Here is a 15,830-nt window from a genome sequence, read left to right as displayed (position 1 = left end):
GTTCTCAGAAATCATAGCAAAGGTTTGTACGGACGTTTTTACACACTCTGGGCCGATTCCTGCCTTCGATATCCATCTCTACGGTGAGCTGGTTCGGTTCAGATACCTAGCCAACGCAATATGCCATCGGCCGCCGCGCGCCCGCTGGCAAAGCATGCAGTCAGCAAATAGCCCCCGGTTGGTGCTTCCCAGTCGAGCATTTCGCCCGCGCAGAACACACCTGGCTGATGGCGCAACATCAGCCTGTCATTCAGCGCCTCAAAGGGCACGCCGCCCGCGCTGCTGATAGCTTCGTCCAGCGGGCGAGCGCGTAGCAGTGTGATCGGCAGCGCTTTGATTGCCGTGGCCAGGGCGAGCGAATCACGGAATGACTCGGCATCGGTCAACTCGTGCAGCAGGCCGGCCTTGACGCCGTCGAGGCCGAGCTGGCGCTTGAGGTGCTTGGCCATGGATTGCGAACCGCGCGGTTTGGCCAGCGCACGTATGACGTTATCCAACGTGCGGTCCGGTAGCAGATCCAGCTCGACCGTGGCGCTCCCGTTTTGCTCGATCATCCGCCGGATCTCGGCGGAAAGTGCATAGACCAGACTGCCTTCGATGCCGGACGCCGTGACCACGAATTCACCCTTGCGCGGTGCACCTCCCGGGAGGCGGAGGCTGACGGTTTTCAGCGGGGCACCGGCGAATTTTTCCCGAAGATGCTGGCTCCAGCCGGCAACCTCGAACCCGCAGTTGGCCGGCCGCAGCGGCGTTATCGTAATTCCGCGCTCCTGTAGCAAGGGTACCCAGGCACCATCGGAGCCCAGTCTCGCCCAGCTACCGCCGCCGAGTGCGAGCAGAACGGCGTCGGCGGTGGCGCGTATTTCCCCCTCTGGGGCCTGCAGACGAAGGCTGCCGTCCACATTCCAGCCGAGCCAGCGATGACGGGTATGAATCTGTACCTGAGCGTCACGTAAACGGCGTAACCAGGCGCGCAGCAGCGGTGCGGCTTTCATGTCGGTGGGGAAAACGCGCCCGGAGCTGCCGACGAAGGTGTCGATTCCCAAACCATGAATCCACTTGCGCAGCGCTTCTGGGCTGAACGCCTCGAGCAAAGGTCGAAGTTCGGGCGCGCGCTCGCGATAGCGTGCCACGAACGGCTCGAAGGCTTCGGAATGTGTGATGTTCATGCCGCCAACGCCGGCTAGCAAAAACTTGCGGCCGACCGACGGCATCGCGTCGTACAGATCGACCATGACGCCGGCTTGGCTCAGCACTTCGGCGGCCATCAACCCGGCGGGACCGCCGCCGATGATGGCGACGCGAGAAGGGGCAAGGGGCATGGTTCGGGCCGGCAGCTACGGGGCGGGCATTGTAGCGGCTGGCATCGAGACGGGGCAGCTTGGAGAGGCTCGGCCCACAGGTAAACGACGAGCGAGGCGGAAGGCGGCGTTTTACGCAGGCCTTGGTTTGTCTGGTTTAGCTGAGGCTGTCTGGCTGGTGTTCAGCGCTGAAAAAGGGGCTTGGCCAAGATTTTTTTCACTGCTGATGGTCACTGCTGCGCCGCCCTCTAGCGCAGCCCGTGCCGGCGCCAGGCCTGTGCTGCGCTGAAGTGCAGTTGGGCGTGGCGCCGGGCAAGCAAAGCGCGATCTTTGTCATAGCCTCCGCCGATCACCCCAACCACCGGAATGTCGCGGCCAAGGCAGTGTTCGATCACGGCGCTGTCGCGCATTGCCAGACCCTCGTCGCTGAGGTTGAGCAGACCCAGCGCATCGTCACGGTGAACGTCGACGCCCGCGTCATAGAGCACCAGATCCGGTTGATATAGCGGCAGCAGGTAACTGAGCGTGTCGTCGACGACTTTTAGATAGTCGGCGTCGCCGAGCCCGGTGGCCAGACCGATGTCCCAATCGCTTCGCGCCTTACGCGTTGGAAAGTTCTTCTCGCAGTGCAATGAAACCGTCACGGCGTCGGCGATGTGCTCGAGAATCCGCGCGGTGCCGTCGCCCTGATGCACGTCGCAATCGAAGATCAGCACGCGACCGACTCGGCCACTTTCCAACAGCGAAAGCGCGATGACTGCCAGGTCGTTAAAGATGCAGAAGCCCGAGGCGTGATCGTAGTGGGCATGGTGGGTGCCACCGGCCAGATGACAGGCCAGCCCGTGCCGCAGCGCCAGATCCGCTGCCAGCAGCGAACCACCGACTGCTCGCACGGTGCGCTGTGCCAACTGCGGGCTCCAGGGCAGACCCAGACGGCGCAGCTCTTCGCGGCTCATGTCACCGCTGCAGTAACGCTCCACGTATGCGCGGTCATGCGCCAGTGCCAGAACGTCGGTCGGGCAAAGCTCCGGGCGCAATAGCGCTTCGTCTGTGGTCAAACCGCTTTCGACCAGGTGATCGCGCAGCAGCCGGAACTTCTCCATGGGGAAGCGATGCCCCGGCGGCAGCGGCGGGCTGTAGTCGTCGTGAAACACCAACGGTAAAGACATTGATCGGCGCCCGAATGGTCAGTCGCAAGTATGCCGAGTCCGCAGCAAACCCCTCAAGGAAACAGCATGGAAGAACCGATGGAGCGCATTGAACTGGAAACGCCACGCCTGCGATTACGCGCCTGGCGAGATGCTGATCTCGATTCATTGACGCAAATGTGTGGTGATCCGCTGGTGATGCGCTATTTCCCAGCGCTGTTTTCGCGTGATGAATGCGCGGCAATGATGGCGCGCTGTCGTATTCATTTCGCTCGCCACGGCTTCGGTTACTGGGCGCTGGAGCGCAAGGATGACGGGCGCTTCGTCGGTATGACTGGATTGGCCTGGAGCCGCCTGCAACTGGCTTTTTGCCCGGCAGTGGAAATCGGCTGGCGGCTCGCTCATGAGTACTGGGGGCAGGGTCTGGCGCGCGAAGCGGCCGGAGCGGCGCTGGGCTGCGCGTTCGAGCGGCTACGGCTTCCGGAGGTGGTTGCGTATACCGCTGGGCTCAACGAACCATCCTGTCAGTTGATGTGCGCGCTCGGCATGCAAAAGGACCCGCTGGGCGATTTCGAGCATCCAGCACTTGCAGAGGGGCATCCGTTGCGCCCCCATGTGTTGTATCGATTACGGCGCGACAACTGGGTCGATACGCGACGATAAGCGCAATTGCTGGAGCGAACCCGGAGGAATCCGTAACATTGCTCGCCTGTCCTGTGCCCGTATCAAAGGAAAAACTCATGAGCGACACACTCGATACCCTGGTGAGCCTGCTGTCGCTGGAACGAATCGAGGAAAACCTGTTTCGCGGCGCTAGCCAGGATCTGGGTTTTCCGCAGCTATTCGGCGGCCAAGTGGTCGGTCAGGCCCTGTCTGCCGCCAGTCAGACAGTCGCGCCGGAGCGGCACGTGCACTCGATGCACGGCTATTTTCTGCGTCCTGGCGATTCCCATCTGCCGGTGGTGTACGACGTTGACCGGGTTCGTGACGGCGGCAGTTTCACGACCCGTCGCGTCAGCGCCATTCAGAAGGGCCAGACCATCTTTACGTGCAGTGCCTCGTTTCAGGCGGACGAGACGGGCTTCGAGCATCAGCTGCAGATGCCTGAAGTGGTCGGTCCAGAAAATCTGCTTAGCGAGTGGGAGCTGATGCACAAGTTGGTGCCGCTGGTGCCCGAGCGCGTCGCCGAAAAACTGCGCCTACCCAATCCCATCGAAATTCGCCCGGTAACCTTGCAGGACCCAACCAACCCCCAGCCGATCGAGCCGATCCGCCACGTCTGGTTCCGTGCCGATGGCGCTCTGCCGGACAACCCGGCGCTGCACAAGTACCTGATGGCCTACGCCTCGGACTTCAACTTCATCGGCACTGCCTTGCAGCCTCATGGCATCAGTTCATGGAGCAAATCCCTTCAGCTGGCGAGCCTCGATCACGCCATCTGGTTTCATCGCGAAGTGCGCGCTGACGACTGGTTGCTGTATTCGATGGACAGCCCCTGGGCCGGCAACGCCCGTGGATTCGCCCGTGGCAGCATCTTCAACCGCGCCGGCCAACTGGTCGCTTCGGTTGCTCAGGAGGGGCTGATTCGGGTGCGTGAGGACTGGAAGTGAATCTGACGCAGGCGCGGCACTGGGTGTTTGACATGGACGGCACGCTGACCATCGCCGTGCATGACTTTCCGGCGATCAAGCGGGCGCTGGACATTCCCGAGGACGACGACATTCTTCATCACCTCGCCGCGCTGCCGGCTGATGAAGCGGCGGATAAGCGCGCTTGGCTACAGGCGCACGAGCGAGAGTTGGCCTGTGCCGCCACGCCTGCACCGGGCGCGCTCGAACTGTTACATGCGCTGCGTGATCGCGGCTGCCGCCTCGGTGCGCTGACCCGCAACGCTCATGAGCTGGCATTGGTGACCTTGCAGGCGGTGGGTATGGGCGATTGCTTTGCATCTGATGACATCCTCGGCCGTGACGAGGCGCCGCCGAAACCTGATCCGGGCGGCCTGCTGCATCTCGCCGAGAAATGGTCGGTACCGCCGCGCGAATTGGTAATGGTGGGCGACTTCCGCTTCGATCTGCAATGCGCGCGGGCTGCGGGTGCCCGTAGCGTACTGGTCAACGTGCCGGAAAATTTCTGGCCGGAGCTCGCCGATCTGCATGCGCGTGATTGTGCGGAGCTGAGGCGGATGCTGGGTTGATGAGATGAGATGTGTCGCCCCATCTAACCGTCGGATACGCCTTCGGCTAATCCAACCTACGGAAAAATCGATACCGTGCAATCCGTAAATGGAATCGCCGAAGGCGCTTCCGTCGTTTACCGTGAGGCTTTTGTTCAACGTCTCAATAAAGCGCCTGATAAAGCTTTCGGCGATAGGTGGCAACCAACGGATGGTCGCTGCCCAGCAGGTCGAACACCTGCAGCAGGGTCTTGTGCGGCAGGCCGTCGGCGTAGCTGCGGTTGCGCACGAACAGCTTGAGCAAGCCGTCCAGAGCCGCTTCGTGTTGCTGGCGTGCCAGCTGTTGGATCGCCAATTGGTAGGCCGCCTCGTCATCTTCGGCGTTCTGCGCCAGACGGCTCTTGAGGTCGGCGACTTCCGGTAGGTCATTCGCTTGACGAAGGAACGTCAACTGAGCCCGGGCGCCAGCCAGCGCCTGTTTGTGTTCGTCGCCCTTGACCGCGCCGAGCACTGTTTCCGCCTCGCCCAGCTCGCCGCGTTCAGCCAGGCAGCGCGCGTAAAGAATCAGCGCGGCGGCGTTGTCGTTTTCCTCGCTGAGTAACTGTTTGAGTAGATTTTCCGCCTCACCGATGCGTTCCTCGGCGAACAAGGCCTGGGCCGTTTCCAACTGGTCCGCATCCGGCGCGGCTGGCAATTGCACGTGGGGTTCGAGCATGGCTCGGATAGCTGACTCAGGCTGGGCCCCGGCGAAACCGTCGACCGGTTGACCATCCTTGAACAGCACCACGGTTGGCAAGCTGCGCACGCCGAAGCGGGCCACGACATCCTGCTCGATATCGCAGTTGACCTTTGCCAGCAGCAGCTCGCCCTGGTATTCCTCGGTGATCTTGGCCAGCAGCGGCATCAGCGCCTTGCACGGCGCGCACCACTCGGCCCAGAAATCCACCAGCACCGGCTTGTGAAAGGAGTTTTCCAGCACCAGCTGCTCGAAGTTGGCGCTGGTGACGTCGAAGATGTAGGGAGTCTGGCTCATCGGAATTCTCGGAATGGGCACGTGCGAAAGAGGCGTGCATGTTAAGTGGGGGCGCTGCGAATCGGAAGCAAGTGGCGTGCTGGTCCGATTTTCAACCAACCGGGGTCGTCAGCGGCCAGTTCTGAAGCTCACGGTAATGCACGCCGTTTGCAGTGTTTTCGGAAAGGTAAAGGCCGAAACATTCGACCCGCCACTCGAATGTGGGTGGCTTGGATTGCGGCTGTATCCGAGCCTCACGTGACAGTGTCAGGTGCGGCAGGAACGGCCGTGAATCCAGCGCGAAATCATGGACGGACAAGCCCGCGTGCAACTGCTCGACAAGTTGGCTCAACGGCGGCGGGATCAGAGTCGGAACCAGGCAGGCGAAGCCCTTGCCGATAATCTGCAGCTGATCCAGTCGCAGCGTGAAAGCGTCGGCGCGCAGGTTGCTGCCGAGCTCCTTCAGACCGTCCAGCTTCGCGACCGGCTGGCTGCCAAGAAACGCCAATGTGAGATGCAGATTGGCCTGTTCAACGGGCTTTCCGCCAAGACCAACACTTTCGCGCCAACTACAGATGGCGTCCCCCAGTGCGTGCGGGCAGGGAAGGGCAAAGAACAGACGCAGAGGTTTTTCGGCAGTCATCGTTTCACTTCAGCCTCCGGCTCCAGACCGCCGACGCTCACGGTTGGTGTAAAAACGCTTCGCAACGTTCGACATTGCGCCAGCCTCGTGGCTTCCAGCTTCCAGCTTCCAGCTTCCAGCTTCCAGCGCTCTTACCGGCTCTCCATTCTTACCGAATGATAGAGGCTGACCCTGCGAAATTCCGCTGGCTCGGCGAGGTCCGGCCAGGTGCAGGCATCGAGTATGTCCAGGCGGCTGTACAGCGGGTGCTTGAAGTCGCGTACCCGCGAGTCCGCAACCAGCGTTTCGCGGCCGCGGCTCAGGAACTGATCCAGCAGCGGCAGGTTGGCGCGGTCGTAGAGCACGTCGGCGACGATGATCAGGTCGTAGCGATCAGCCTCGGCAAAGAAATCCGCCGAATAGCTCAGCTGCACACCATTCAATTCCGCATTGGCGCGGCAGGCCGCTAACGCCAGTGGATCGAGATCGCAGGCGACCACTTCCACCGCGCCCGCCTTGGCTGCGGCAATCGCCGCGACGCCGGAACCCGCGCCGAAATCCAGCACACGCTTGCCGCGCACCCATTCGGGACGCGCGGCCAGCCAGCGCGCGAGCACCAGCCCGCTGGCCCAACAAAAACACCAATAGGGCGGCTCCTCGAGAACCCGCCGGGTCTCCTCAGGGCTGAAAGCACGATCCATGTTCGCCGCATCGATCAGCCATAGGCGAATGTCGGTATCGGGCAGGGTCTCGATGCTCAGGCGGGCCTCGCCGAGCAGTTTGGTTAACGCCTCCTGCAACGCAGCGGGTGGCGTCAAGGTGCGGGTACCAGTCGTAGCGGGCCCAGGGATTGGCTGGCTGGGCTGCTCACAAGCACGGCCGGCAGGCGCATGATCAGCTGCCCGGAGCGGGTTACGCGGCCTCGCAACTCGACCTGTTGGTCCTTGGGGAAATTCTCAGCGTTGAACTTGAGAATGAACGGCAACTCACCGCCACGACCCTTAAGTTTGACGTTGCTCAACAGCCGATCAGGCTGGTCACGGCGATTGACTTCAAGCAAAGCCAATTCGACTTCGCTGTCGCCTGGAACGCCGATCAGGCTGCCATGCAGCTCGTGCAGCGGGGTGGTCGCCTGAGGCGGCTCCTCGAAGGTAACGGGCGCCGTGGGGCGCTGGGCCTCCTGGCTTGAGCAGCCAGCCAGCACCAGCAGCAAAGCGGGCAAAACAAAGGGGCGTAACCGCACGGACAGCTCCTAAAGATGGCTCTAACAGGCGCCTGTATAGCAACAATCCGCTCGATTTGTCTTGCCGACGGGATGCGCTACCATGGCTCTCCCGACGTCTGACAGCTTTAAACCATGCATTGTCCCTTCTGTGGTGCACATGACACCAAAGTCATCGATTCGCGCCTTGTGGCTGAGGGCGACCAGGTGCGCCGCCGCCGTGAATGTCTTGCCTGCGGCGAGCGCTTTACCACCTTCGAAACCGCTGAACTGGTCATGCCTCGGTTGATCAAGCAGGACGGCAGTCGTCAGCCATTCGACGAGGAAAAGCTGCGTGCTGGCATGCAGCGCGCGCTGGAAAAACGTCCGGTTAGCGTCGAACGGCTGGAAGAAGCCATCGCGCACATCAAGCATCGGCTGCGTGCCACCGGAGAGCGGGAAATCAAGTCGCGGGTGCTGGGCGAGCTGGTGATGCTCGAACTGCAGAAGCTCGATGAAGTCGCCTATATTCGCTTCGCTTCGGTTTACCGGCGCTTTCAGGACCTCAATGAATTCCGCGAGGAAATCGAGCGTCTATCCCGCGAGCCCGCCAAGAACGAATGAACACTTCCGATCACGCCTGGATGGCCCGTGCGCTGCAACTGGCGCGTAAAGGGTTGTATTCGACGCATCCCAACCCGCGCGTCGGTTGCGTCATCGTCAAGGATGGCGAGCTGATCGGTGAAGGCTGGCACGTGCGTGCCGGCGAGCCACACGCCGAAGTGCATGCGCTGCGTCAGGCAGGCGAGCGCGCAAAAGGCGCGACGGCCTACGTCACGCTCGAGCCCTGCAGCCACCACGGACGGACACCGCCCTGCGCCGAAGCATTGGTCGCGGCGGGCGTTGGCCGCGTGGTCGCTGCCATGCAGGACCCCAATCCGCAGGTGGCCGGGCGTGGACTCGAACGATTGCGCAGCGTGGGTATCGAGGTTGTCAGCGGTGTGTTGGAAAACGAAGCGCGGGCATTGAACGCCGGCTTTATCAAACGTATGGAAACCGGTCTGCCACTGCTGCGCGCGAAACTCGCGATGAGCCTCGACGGCCGCACCGCCATGGCCAGCGGCGAAAGCCAATGGATCACCGGGCCTGCCGCGCGCGCGGAGGTGCAGCGCCTGCGTGCGCAGTCCAGCGTGGTGCTGACTGGTGCCGACACGGTGCTGATGGACAATGCGCGGTTGACGGTACGCGCTGCTGAGCTGGGGCTGGATGAAGAAACGACTGCGTTGGCTTTGCAGCGACCGCCACTGCGAGTATTGGTCGATGGCCGCCTGAGAGTGCCGCTGGATGCACCCTTTTTTCAGGCTGGTCCCGCATTAGTGGCTACCTCCGCCACCGGGCGCGCCGAGGGCTACCGTGCTTCTGGCCATGAGCTGTTAACGCTGGCGAGCCCCGACGGGCGTGTGGACCTGCGCGGCCTGCTGAGCGAACTGGCCAGTCGTGGAGCCAACGAAGTGCTGCTCGAAGCCGGCCCGCGGCTCGCCGGAGCCTTCGCTGCTTTGGGCCTGATCGACGAATATCATATATTCGTCGCCGCGAAATTCCTCGGTTCTTCGGCTCGGCCGCTACTCGATTTGCCGCTGACGCGCATGAGCGAAGCACGCGAGCTCAAGATTGAAGATATCCGCGCGTTCGGTGATGACTGGCGGATCATTGCGCGTCCGGCTGGCTGATACCGACGCTTGGACGAGCGAGCACTGCCTAGTTCTTTACTCAGCTTGCCGGTCGCAGCCCGTTGTGATCCAGCTTGGCGCGCCGCTTGTTCGTTCCGAGCAGCAGGCGGGCGAGCAGGCTGTCATGGTGCGGGTTGCCGAAGTGAAACAGGGCGGTGGCGCGGAGCATGTCGGGGTCGCATTGGTCGTTGGCATGCAGGCTGCGGTAGCCCCAGAACAGATAAAGGTTGCCCGGGATCAGCTTCAGCCGAATCGGTCGCAACCAGCCGCGCCTGACTGCTAGCGCAATCAGTTTTTGACTGGCGGTGTTATGCATCAGTGCCTTTTCGATCACGTTGCGCAGTGCATTGAAGCGAACCCTACGAACGTTCGGGAAAATGATCAGGTCGCCACAGTGCTCGCCCTGGGTCGGGATGAACAATGGGAGTAGGGCGGTAACCGCGGTCGCGTCGAAGTGGTAGAAATGCGATTGCTTGAGGCCGCTTTTGCCTTGCAAGCAGCGAATTACAGGAAAGACCTGTTCCGTCGATGACGGCTCCTTAGTGGTCTGCGCTCGGTACAGGTCAACAAGCATTTCTTTGAGCGGGCCAGAAGCGGCCAGGGTTGCCAGCACGCTGCCGCTCATGGCTTCAATACCGTGGACAGCGAAATATTCGCCCAAATGAATTGCTGCCTGCTGCTCGATAAAGGCACGGCCTTGTTCAAGCATCTCCGAAGACAAGAAGTTTTCCACAACCGCAAAGCCATTGCTGTCGATTTCGACCGCCCGTTGCGCAATCGACATATCCATAGCCGTAACCCCTGACATACCCATCCCTCGCGGCACATGTAATGGTCCGGAGCGTGTTCCTGAATCGCGGCCTGATTTGCACGGGGATCGCCAAAATACGAGCTGATCCTGGCTCGGCTTATCGGTACGACGTAATGCTGGAGCGACGTTCCATCCTGATCGTCTTGCTGTCATCGCCTGAGACCGTCGCGGCGGCGCTCTTGTATGGGGGCGATGCGATGCGTATGGACAAACAAGCGTAGCGGGAGTTTCACGCTGCGCTTGAAAGTTGCTTGGGAGAGGTAATGGGCCGGATCGAGGCTCGATTATTTTTCTCTACGGCACAGTCAAACGGTCGTTTGCCGGCTGCGGAATCGGCTCATCTGTGGTAAAAACTGCGCCGGGTCCTAACCGGCCCACGTTCTCAGGGCGGGGTGAGATTCCCCACCGGCGGTAATGGCGCATTAAGTGTCTAGCCCGCGAGCGCTTGTCTTAGACAAGGTCAGCAGACCCGGTGTGATCCCGGGGCCGACGGTATAGTCCGGATAAAGAGAGAGCGGGATGCTTCGACGACGCCTTCTGCGCGCGCGTCCACTCCCTATCGATCTGTAGCGCCCTGTTTTATCCAAAACAGGAGTTCGTCATATGCATCGTTTCAACAGCCTTCCATGGGAGGCCGCATGTTCACTGGAATAATCGAATCCATCGGCACCATCCGCGCAATGACGCCCAAGGGCGGCGACGTCCGGGTGCTGGTCGAGACCGGCAAGCTGGACCTGGCCGACGTCAAGCTCGGCGACAGCATTGCGGTCAACGGTGTCTGCCTGACTGCCGTCGAACTGCCCGGCAACGGCTTTTGGGCCGATGTCAGCCGCGAGACGCTGGCGCGTACTGCTTTCGTCGATCTCAAGGCCGGTAGTCGCGTGAATCTGGAAAAGGCGCTGACGCCCACCAGTCGTCTCGGCGGGCATCTGGTCAGCGGTCACGTCGATGGCGTCGGCGAGGTGGTGGCGCGTGAGGAAAACGCCCGCGCGGTGCAGTTCCGCATCCGTGCCCCACGCGAATTGGCCAAGTACATCGCGCTCAAGGGGTCGATCACCGTCGATGGCACCAGCCTGACGGTCAATACGGTCAACGGCGCCGAATTCGAACTCACCATCGTCCCGCACACCCTGGCCGAAACCATCATGGTCGACTACCGCCCCGGGCGGCAGGTGAATCTGGAAGTGGATCTGTTGGCGCGTTATTTAGAGCGTCTGCTGATGGGCGACAAGGCGGCCGAGCCCAATGCTTCGGGCCTGACCGAAAGCTTTCTGGCCGAAAACGGTTACCTGAATCCGGCTCGTTAAATAAAGGATTGGCCACCATGGCTCTGAACACCGCTGAAGAACTGATCGAAGACATCCGCGCCGGCAAGATGGTCATCCTCATGGATGACGAGGACCGCGAAAACGAAGGCGACATCATCGTTGCCTCCGAATGCGTGACCGCCGAGCACATCAATTTCATGGCCCGTTTCGCACGTGGCCTGATCTGCATGCCGATGACCCGCGAACGCTGCGAACTTCTGCAGTTGCCGCTGATGGCGCCGCGTAACGGCTCGGGGTTCGGCACCAAATTCACCGTGTCCATCGAAGCGGCCGAAGGTGTCACCACCGGCATCTCCGCCGCCGACCGCGCGCGCACCGTCCAGGCCGCCGTGGCGAAGAGCGCTGTGGCTGAAGACATCGTCAGCCCTGGACACATTTTCCCGCTGATGGCTCAGCCTGGCGGCGTACTGGCGCGCGCCGGTCACACTGAGGCGGCCTGCGACCTGGCGCGCATGGCCGGGCTTGAACCGTCCGGTGTAATCTGCGAAGTCATGAACGACGACGGCACCATGGCGCGCCGCCCCGAGCTGGAATTGTTCGCCGAGCAGCACGGACTGAAGATCGGCACCATCGCTGATCTGATCCATTACCGGATGATTCACGAGCGCACCGTCGAGCGGGTCTCCGAGCAGCCGCTGGAAACCGAGCTGGGGCAGTTCAAACTGGTCACCTACCGCGACGGTGTCGAGGATACGGTGCACATGGCGCTGACCCGTGGCGAAATAACGCCGGAAAATCCGACACTGGTGCGCGTACACAACATGGAGCCGTTGCGTGATTTGCTGCTGGTGACTGTGCCTGGGCGCTGGAGTCTGCGCGCGGCGATGAGCGAAGTCGCGAAGGCCGGTAGCGGTGTGGTGCTGTTGTTGGGCAACCCGCTGACCGGGCCGCAATTGCTGGCGCAGCTCAACCGCCAGCAACTACCGACTCCGGCGACCTACAGCACTGTGGGTGCCGGTTCGCAGATTCTGCGGGACCTCGGGGTGCGCAAGATGCGCCTGATGAGTTCGCCGATGAAGTTCAATGCGATATCCGGGTTCGATCTGGAAGTTGTAGAATACTTGCCCGCCGAATAAGTGATGCCAGGGCGCCGCGACGAAACGCGGCGCCTTCGTTCTTTAAAGAGATGAGAAACCACCTTATGACACTGAAGACCATCGAAGGTACCTTCATCGCCCCGCAGGGCAAGTTCGCCCTGGTCGTTGGCCGCTTCAACAGCTTCGTTGTCGAGAGCTTGGTGAGCGGCGCCGTCGATGCGCTGGTGCGCCACGGCATCCGTGAAGACGCCATCACCATCATCCGCGCGCCGGGTGCCTTCGAAATTCCGCTGGTGGCGCAGAAAGTCGCTCAGCAAGGCGAATACGATGCGATCATCGCCCTCGGCGCGGTCATTCGTGGCGGCACCCCGCACTTCGAATACGTCGCTGGCGAATGCACCAAGGGCTTGTCCCAAGTGTCCATGGAGTTCGGTGTGCCGGTCGCCTTCGGCGTGCTGACCGTCGATTCGATTGAGCAAGCCATCGAGCGTTCCGGCACTAAGGCCGGCAACAAGGGCGCCGAAGCCGCACTCTCCGCTCTGGAAATGGTGAGCCTGCTGGCGCAGCTGGAGGCCAAGTGAGCCTTAATCACGACGACAGCCAGGACGCCCCGCAGCCGAAGGCCAAGGGCAAGATCGCGACGCGCCGCGTGGCGCGTAGCCTGGCGATGCAGGCGCTGTATCAATGGGGCATGGCCGGGCAGAGCCTCAACGAAATCGAGGCGCAGTTCCGCGTCGACAACGATTTTTCCGGCGTCGATGGCAACTATTTCCACGAGCTGTTGACCGGGGTCGCTCGCGCCAAGACCGAAGTCGACAGCGCCATCGTGCCGCACCTCGACCGTCCTCTGGAGGAACTCGATCCGGTGGAACTGGCCATTCTGCGCCTGTCTACCTACGAGCTGATGCACCGCATCGATGTGCCTTACCGTGTGGTCATCAACGAAGGTATCGAGTTGGCCAAGGTGTTCGGCGCCACCGACGGACATAAGTTCGTCAATGGCGTACTGGACAAACTGGCGCCCAGCCTGCGTAGCGCCGAGGTCAGCGCTCACAAGCGCTGAGCCTGTCTGATCCGATGGGTGAGTTCGAGCTGATCCGCCACTATTTCGCCGCCGCCGCTTGTGCCAGGGCTGGCGGCGAAGTCGTGTTGGGCATCGGCGATGATTGCGCCTTGCTGGCGTTACCTGATGGCGAGCAACTGACGGTTTCCAGCGACACGCTGGTTGCCGGTGTGCATTTCCCCGATCCTTGTGATCCCTATCTGCTCGGCCAGCGCGCGCTCGCTGTATCGACCAGCGATCTCGCCGGCATGGGCGCAACGCCGATTGGCTTTACCCTTGCATTGACGCTTCCGGCGGTTGATTCCGGCTGGCTCGCCGAGTTCGCTCGCGGCCTGGACACGATGGCTGCAGGCTGTGCCATGCGACTGATTGGCGGCGATACCACGCGCGGCCCGCTGAGCATGACGCTGACGGTGTTCGGTCGGTTGCCGGCTGGTCAGGCGCTGCTGCGCAGCGGCGCGCAGCCGGGAGACTTGCTCTGTGTCGGCGGAGCCCTTGGCGATGCGGCCGGCGCGTTGCCGATCGTGCTGGGTGAGTGCGAGCAAGGGACGGCTGAAGCGGCCGCACTGCTCAGGCATTACTGGCTGCCGCAACCGCAGCTGGCGTTGGGACAGGTGTTGCGCGGCAAGGCGACTGCGGCGCTGGATATTTCCGATGGCCTATTGGCCGATTGCGGGCATATCGCTGCCGCGTCCGGCGTCCTGCTGTGCATCGAGCAGCAAAAGCTGCCCTTGTCGGAGGCGCTGGTACGGTTTGTCGGTCGCGACCAGGCGCTGCAGTACGGTCTGGCCGGTGGCGACGACTACGTACTCGCATTTACGCTGCCCGCCAATGAGCTGCCTGCATTGCTGACCGCCGGCTGGCCGGTTCACGTGATCGGGCGCGTTGCGGCGGGCGAGGGCGTGCAGCTGCTGGCTGTCGATGGCAGAGCCATCACGCTCGCCAGCCAGGGTTACAACCATTTCAGTGGCTGAGCGGCTTCGATAGCTCCGTCAGAACAGAGAGGACAGCCGCTTGACTGATTCCCTGCAGCCCACCGCCGAGCCGATCCCGCTGTCGGTATGGAGCAACCCTTGGCATAACCTGGCGTTCGGCTTTGGCTCCGGAACACTACCCAAGGCGCCTGGTACCTGGGGTTCGCTGCTGGCGCTGGGTTTCGTGCCGCTGTGGCAAGCCTTGCCGAGCTGGGGCTACGGGCTGGTGATCATCGCCAGCATGCTGTTCGGGGTGTGGTTGTGCGGAAAGGTTGCCCGGGAACTGGGCGTGCATGACCACGAAGGCATCGTCTGGGATGAATTCGCCGGCATCTGGATCACCTTCTGGCTGGTGCCCGACGGCGGATATTGGCTGCTGCTCGGATTCGTCGTGTTTCGTCTGCTGGATATCGTCAAGCCATGGCCCATCAGCTGGATAGACCGACACGTGCACGGCGGACTGGGCATCATGCTCGACGATATCCTCGCCGGTTTCGCCGCATGCGGTCTGATGCACCTCGCGGTGATGCTGCTGGGTTGAGGTCAGGCCTGTGCGTCGGGTCGCTGTATTGTCGGCATGGCTCATGGAAGAATGCCGATCCGTCCCGCTCCTAGGAATCCGCCGCTGATGCGTTCCGTTGCCCTGATATTCACTGCCACTTTGGCGCTGCTTTCGTTCGCCGTCGCGGCCGCGCCACGGGTACAGGTGGTCGGGCTATTTCCTGGCGCCGCTGTAGTGAACATCAATGGTCAGCGCAAACTGGTCCGGGTCGGGCAGGTAGGTCCGGGCGGTGTCGAGGTCGTCAGCGCCGACTCGAAAGGCGCGGTGCTGCGCATCGAGGGAGTCGAGCGTAGTTACGGGCTCAGTCGTGAGCTGAGCGCCGGCTTTGCCGAGCCTGATCGCAGACAGCTGAGTATCGCGCAGGGGCAGGGCGGTCACTACTGGGTCGCTGGCTCGATTAATGGCCAGTCGGTGCAGTTTCTCGTCGATACCGGCGCCACATCGGTAGCAATCAATGAAATCCAGGCGCGTCGTTTGGGTATCGACTACCGCGTCGATGGCAAGCAGATGATGGTCAGTACTGCCAGCGGCACGGCGAAAGCCTGGCGAGTACGCTTCAACAGTGTCAAGGTCGGCGCCATCGATGTGCTGGGCGTCCAAGCCGTAGTGATCGAGGGCGCTTCGCCATCCGAGGCATTGCTCGGAATGAGCTTTCTCGGGCGGGTCAGCTGGCGTGAGGATCAAGGCGTCCTGAAGCTCGAATCGAAAATGTAAAATCGGCTGCAGGCAGTAGGCGGCAGGCAGAAACGGCGACAGGCGGCAGGCAAAAGCGCGAAAAGCGCTTGACAGCATTTTGGCGGGCTCTTCCACCCTGAAGCCTGAAGCCTGAAGCCTGAAGCCTGAAGCCTGAAGCCTGAAGCCTGAA

At 62.0% G+C, this 15,830-nt stretch carries 19 protein-coding genes and 1 riboswitch; of the genes, 12 read left to right on the top strand and 7 right to left on the bottom strand.

Annotated elements, in window-relative coordinates; genetic code table 11:
* Positions 1 to 98: 98 nt before the first annotated feature.
* Together AC2LD7_RS20825 and AC2LD7_RS20820 are read right to left on the bottom strand one after the other, a co-directional pair.
* Positions 99 to 1,322, bottom strand: coding sequence for a TIGR03862 family flavoprotein (locus AC2LD7_RS20825; RefSeq protein ID WP_484599545.1), 1,224 nt, complete (start codon positions 1,320 to 1,322; stop codon positions 99 to 101).
* Positions 1,323 to 1,549: 227 nt separating this feature from the next.
* The gene (locus AC2LD7_RS20820; RefSeq protein ID WP_484599544.1) at positions 1,550 to 2,470 is read right to left on the bottom strand and encodes a histone deacetylase family protein; all 921 of its coding nucleotides are present in this window, start codon (positions 2,468 to 2,470) and stop codon (positions 1,550 to 1,552) included.
* 78 nt (positions 2,471 to 2,548) lie between these two features.
* On the opposite strand from AC2LD7_RS20820, the gene AC2LD7_RS20815 reads away from it, so the two are divergent.
* The 3 genes from AC2LD7_RS20815 to AC2LD7_RS20805 all read left to right on the top strand — a co-directional run bounded on the left by AC2LD7_RS20815 (position 2,549) and on the right by AC2LD7_RS20805 (position 4,646).
* Positions 2,549 to 3,112, top strand: a complete 564-nt coding sequence (locus AC2LD7_RS20815) for a GNAT family N-acetyltransferase (protein ID WP_484599546.1) — start codon at positions 2,549 to 2,551, stop codon at positions 3,110 to 3,112.
* Between the two features lie 77 nt (positions 3,113 to 3,189).
* Positions 3,190 to 4,059, top strand: a complete 870-nt coding sequence (gene tesB, locus AC2LD7_RS20810) for an acyl-CoA thioesterase II (RefSeq protein WP_484599543.1) — start codon at positions 3,190 to 3,192, stop codon at positions 4,057 to 4,059.
* Positions 4,056 to 4,646 carry an HAD family hydrolase gene (locus tag AC2LD7_RS20805; protein WP_484599542.1) on the top strand — a complete coding sequence of 197 codons (591 nt, stop codon included), beginning with the start codon at positions 4,056 to 4,058 and terminating at the stop codon, positions 4,644 to 4,646. Before tesB ends, AC2LD7_RS20805 begins: the two co-directional genes overlap by 4 nt.
* A 142-nt stretch (positions 4,647 to 4,788) precedes the next feature.
* On the opposite strand, the gene trxA is transcribed toward AC2LD7_RS20805, so the two are convergent.
* From trxA to AC2LD7_RS20785, 4 genes are all read right to left on the bottom strand, one after another.
* Positions 4,789 to 5,658, bottom strand: a complete 870-nt coding sequence (gene trxA / locus AC2LD7_RS20800) for a thioredoxin (protein ID WP_484599541.1) — start codon at positions 5,656 to 5,658, stop codon at positions 4,789 to 4,791.
* Between the two features lie 91 nt (positions 5,659 to 5,749).
* Positions 5,750 to 6,280 (bottom strand): RNA 2',3'-cyclic phosphodiesterase, encoded by a 531-nt coding sequence (thpR, locus tag AC2LD7_RS20795; protein ID WP_484599540.1) that lies wholly within the window; start codon positions 6,278 to 6,280, stop codon positions 5,750 to 5,752.
* A 131-nt stretch (positions 6,281 to 6,411) separates the two neighbouring features.
* Positions 6,412 to 7,077 carry a class I SAM-dependent methyltransferase gene (locus AC2LD7_RS20790; RefSeq protein ID WP_484599539.1) on the bottom strand — a complete coding sequence of 222 codons (666 nt, stop codon included), beginning with the start codon at positions 7,075 to 7,077 and terminating at the stop codon, positions 6,412 to 6,414.
* Positions 7,074 to 7,502: a YbaY family lipoprotein gene (locus AC2LD7_RS20785; protein ID WP_484599538.1), complete on the bottom strand. Its 429-nt coding sequence runs from the start codon at positions 7,500 to 7,502 to the stop codon at positions 7,074 to 7,076. The genes AC2LD7_RS20790 and AC2LD7_RS20785 overlap by 4 nt, the downstream gene beginning before the upstream one ends.
* A 114-nt stretch (positions 7,503 to 7,616) precedes the next feature.
* Between AC2LD7_RS20785 and nrdR the strand changes: the two genes are divergently transcribed.
* Both nrdR and ribD read left to right on the top strand, forming a co-directional pair.
* A complete protein-coding gene (gene nrdR / locus AC2LD7_RS20780) occupies positions 7,617 to 8,084 on the top strand; it encodes a transcriptional regulator NrdR (RefSeq protein ID WP_484599537.1) in 468 nt (155 codons plus the stop codon).
* Positions 8,081 to 9,190, top strand: a complete 1,110-nt coding sequence (ribD, locus tag AC2LD7_RS20775; protein ID WP_484599536.1) for a bifunctional diaminohydroxyphosphoribosylaminopyrimidine deaminase/5-amino-6-(5-phosphoribosylamino)uracil reductase RibD — start codon at positions 8,081 to 8,083, stop codon at positions 9,188 to 9,190. Before nrdR ends, ribD begins: the two co-directional genes overlap by 4 nt.
* Before the next feature lie 40 nt (positions 9,191 to 9,230).
* On the opposite strand, the gene AC2LD7_RS20770 is transcribed toward ribD, so the two are convergent.
* A complete protein-coding gene (locus AC2LD7_RS20770) occupies positions 9,231 to 9,980 on the bottom strand; it encodes a hypothetical protein (protein ID WP_484599535.1) in 750 nt (249 codons plus the stop codon).
* 395 nt (positions 9,981 to 10,375) lie between these two features.
* Positions 10,376 to 10,521: riboswitch (FMN riboswitch) on the top strand.
* A gap of 118 nt (positions 10,522 to 10,639) precedes the next feature.
* Between AC2LD7_RS20770 and AC2LD7_RS20765 the strand changes: the two genes are divergently transcribed.
* The 7 genes from AC2LD7_RS20765 (at position 10,640) to AC2LD7_RS20735 (ending at position 15,679) form a co-directional block, all read left to right on the top strand.
* Positions 10,640 to 11,308 carry a riboflavin synthase gene (locus AC2LD7_RS20765; RefSeq protein WP_484599534.1) on the top strand — a complete coding sequence of 223 codons (669 nt, stop codon included), beginning with the start codon at positions 10,640 to 10,642 and terminating at the stop codon, positions 11,306 to 11,308.
* Positions 11,309 to 11,325: 17 nt separating this feature from the next.
* A complete protein-coding gene (gene ribBA / locus AC2LD7_RS20760; protein WP_484599533.1) occupies positions 11,326 to 12,405 on the top strand; it encodes a bifunctional 3,4-dihydroxy-2-butanone-4-phosphate synthase/GTP cyclohydrolase II in 1,080 nt (359 codons plus the stop codon).
* A 65-nt stretch (positions 12,406 to 12,470) separates the two neighbouring features.
* Entirely contained in the window at positions 12,471 to 12,947 is a 477-nt protein-coding gene (ribH, locus tag AC2LD7_RS20755; RefSeq protein WP_021206703.1) for a 6,7-dimethyl-8-ribityllumazine synthase, read from the top strand.
* On the top strand, positions 12,944 to 13,429 hold the full coding sequence (gene nusB, locus AC2LD7_RS20750; protein WP_484599532.1) for a transcription antitermination factor NusB: 486 nt from the start codon (positions 12,944 to 12,946) through the stop codon (positions 13,427 to 13,429). The genes ribH and nusB overlap by 4 nt, the downstream gene beginning before the upstream one ends.
* A gap of 14 nt (positions 13,430 to 13,443) precedes the next feature.
* Complete coding sequence (thiL, locus tag AC2LD7_RS20745; RefSeq protein WP_484599531.1) at positions 13,444 to 14,403, top strand: thiamine-phosphate kinase; 960 nt, start codon at positions 13,444 to 13,446, stop codon at positions 14,401 to 14,403.
* Positions 14,404 to 14,443: 40 nt separating this feature from the next.
* Positions 14,444 to 14,944, top strand: coding sequence for a phosphatidylglycerophosphatase A family protein (locus tag AC2LD7_RS20740; RefSeq protein WP_484599530.1), 501 nt, complete (start codon positions 14,444 to 14,446; stop codon positions 14,942 to 14,944).
* Between the two features lie 87 nt (positions 14,945 to 15,031).
* Positions 15,032 to 15,679 carry a retropepsin-like aspartic protease family protein gene (locus AC2LD7_RS20735; protein ID WP_484599529.1) on the top strand — a complete coding sequence of 216 codons (648 nt, stop codon included), beginning with the start codon at positions 15,032 to 15,034 and terminating at the stop codon, positions 15,677 to 15,679.
* Positions 15,680 to 15,830: the final 151 nt, after the last annotated feature.

It is taken from the genome of Stutzerimonas sp., assembly GCF_982611455.1.
The sequence above is the reverse complement of the archived record's forward strand: the minus strand, read 5'-3'. Positions and strand labels throughout refer to the sequence as shown.

Coding starts and splice junctions, on each gene's coding strand:
- AC2LD7_RS20770 (WP_484599535.1), bottom strand. CDS start 9,980: ATGGATATGTCGATTGCGCAACGGGCGGTCGAAATCGACAGCAATGGC.
- ribBA (WP_484599533.1), top strand. CDS start 11,326: ATGGCTCTGAACACCGCTGAAGAACTGATCGAAGACATCCGCGCCGGC.
- nrdR (WP_484599537.1), top strand. CDS start 7,617: ATGCATTGTCCCTTCTGTGGTGCACATGACACCAAAGTCATCGATTCG.
- tesB (WP_484599543.1), top strand. CDS start 3,190: ATGAGCGACACACTCGATACCCTGGTGAGCCTGCTGTCGCTGGAACGA.
- AC2LD7_RS20735 (WP_484599529.1), top strand. CDS start 15,032: ATGCGTTCCGTTGCCCTGATATTCACTGCCACTTTGGCGCTGCTTTCG.
- ribD (WP_484599536.1), top strand. CDS start 8,081: ATGAACACTTCCGATCACGCCTGGATGGCCCGTGCGCTGCAACTGGCG.
- AC2LD7_RS20765 (WP_484599534.1), top strand. CDS start 10,640: ATGTTCACTGGAATAATCGAATCCATCGGCACCATCCGCGCAATGACG.
- trxA (WP_484599541.1), bottom strand. CDS start 5,658: ATGAGCCAGACTCCCTACATCTTCGACGTCACCAGCGCCAACTTCGAG.
- AC2LD7_RS20820 (WP_484599544.1), bottom strand. CDS start 2,470: ATGTCTTTACCGTTGGTGTTTCACGACGACTACAGCCCGCCGCTGCCG.
- AC2LD7_RS20825 (WP_484599545.1), bottom strand. CDS start 1,322: ATGCCCCTTGCCCCTTCTCGCGTCGCCATCATCGGCGGCGGTCCCGCC.
- ribH (WP_021206703.1), top strand. CDS start 12,471: ATGACACTGAAGACCATCGAAGGTACCTTCATCGCCCCGCAGGGCAAG.
- thiL (WP_484599531.1), top strand. CDS start 13,444: ATGGGTGAGTTCGAGCTGATCCGCCACTATTTCGCCGCCGCCGCTTGT.
- AC2LD7_RS20815 (WP_484599546.1), top strand. CDS start 2,549: ATGGAGCGCATTGAACTGGAAACGCCACGCCTGCGATTACGCGCCTGG.
- thpR (WP_484599540.1), bottom strand. CDS start 6,280: ATGACTGCCGAAAAACCTCTGCGTCTGTTCTTTGCCCTTCCCTGCCCG.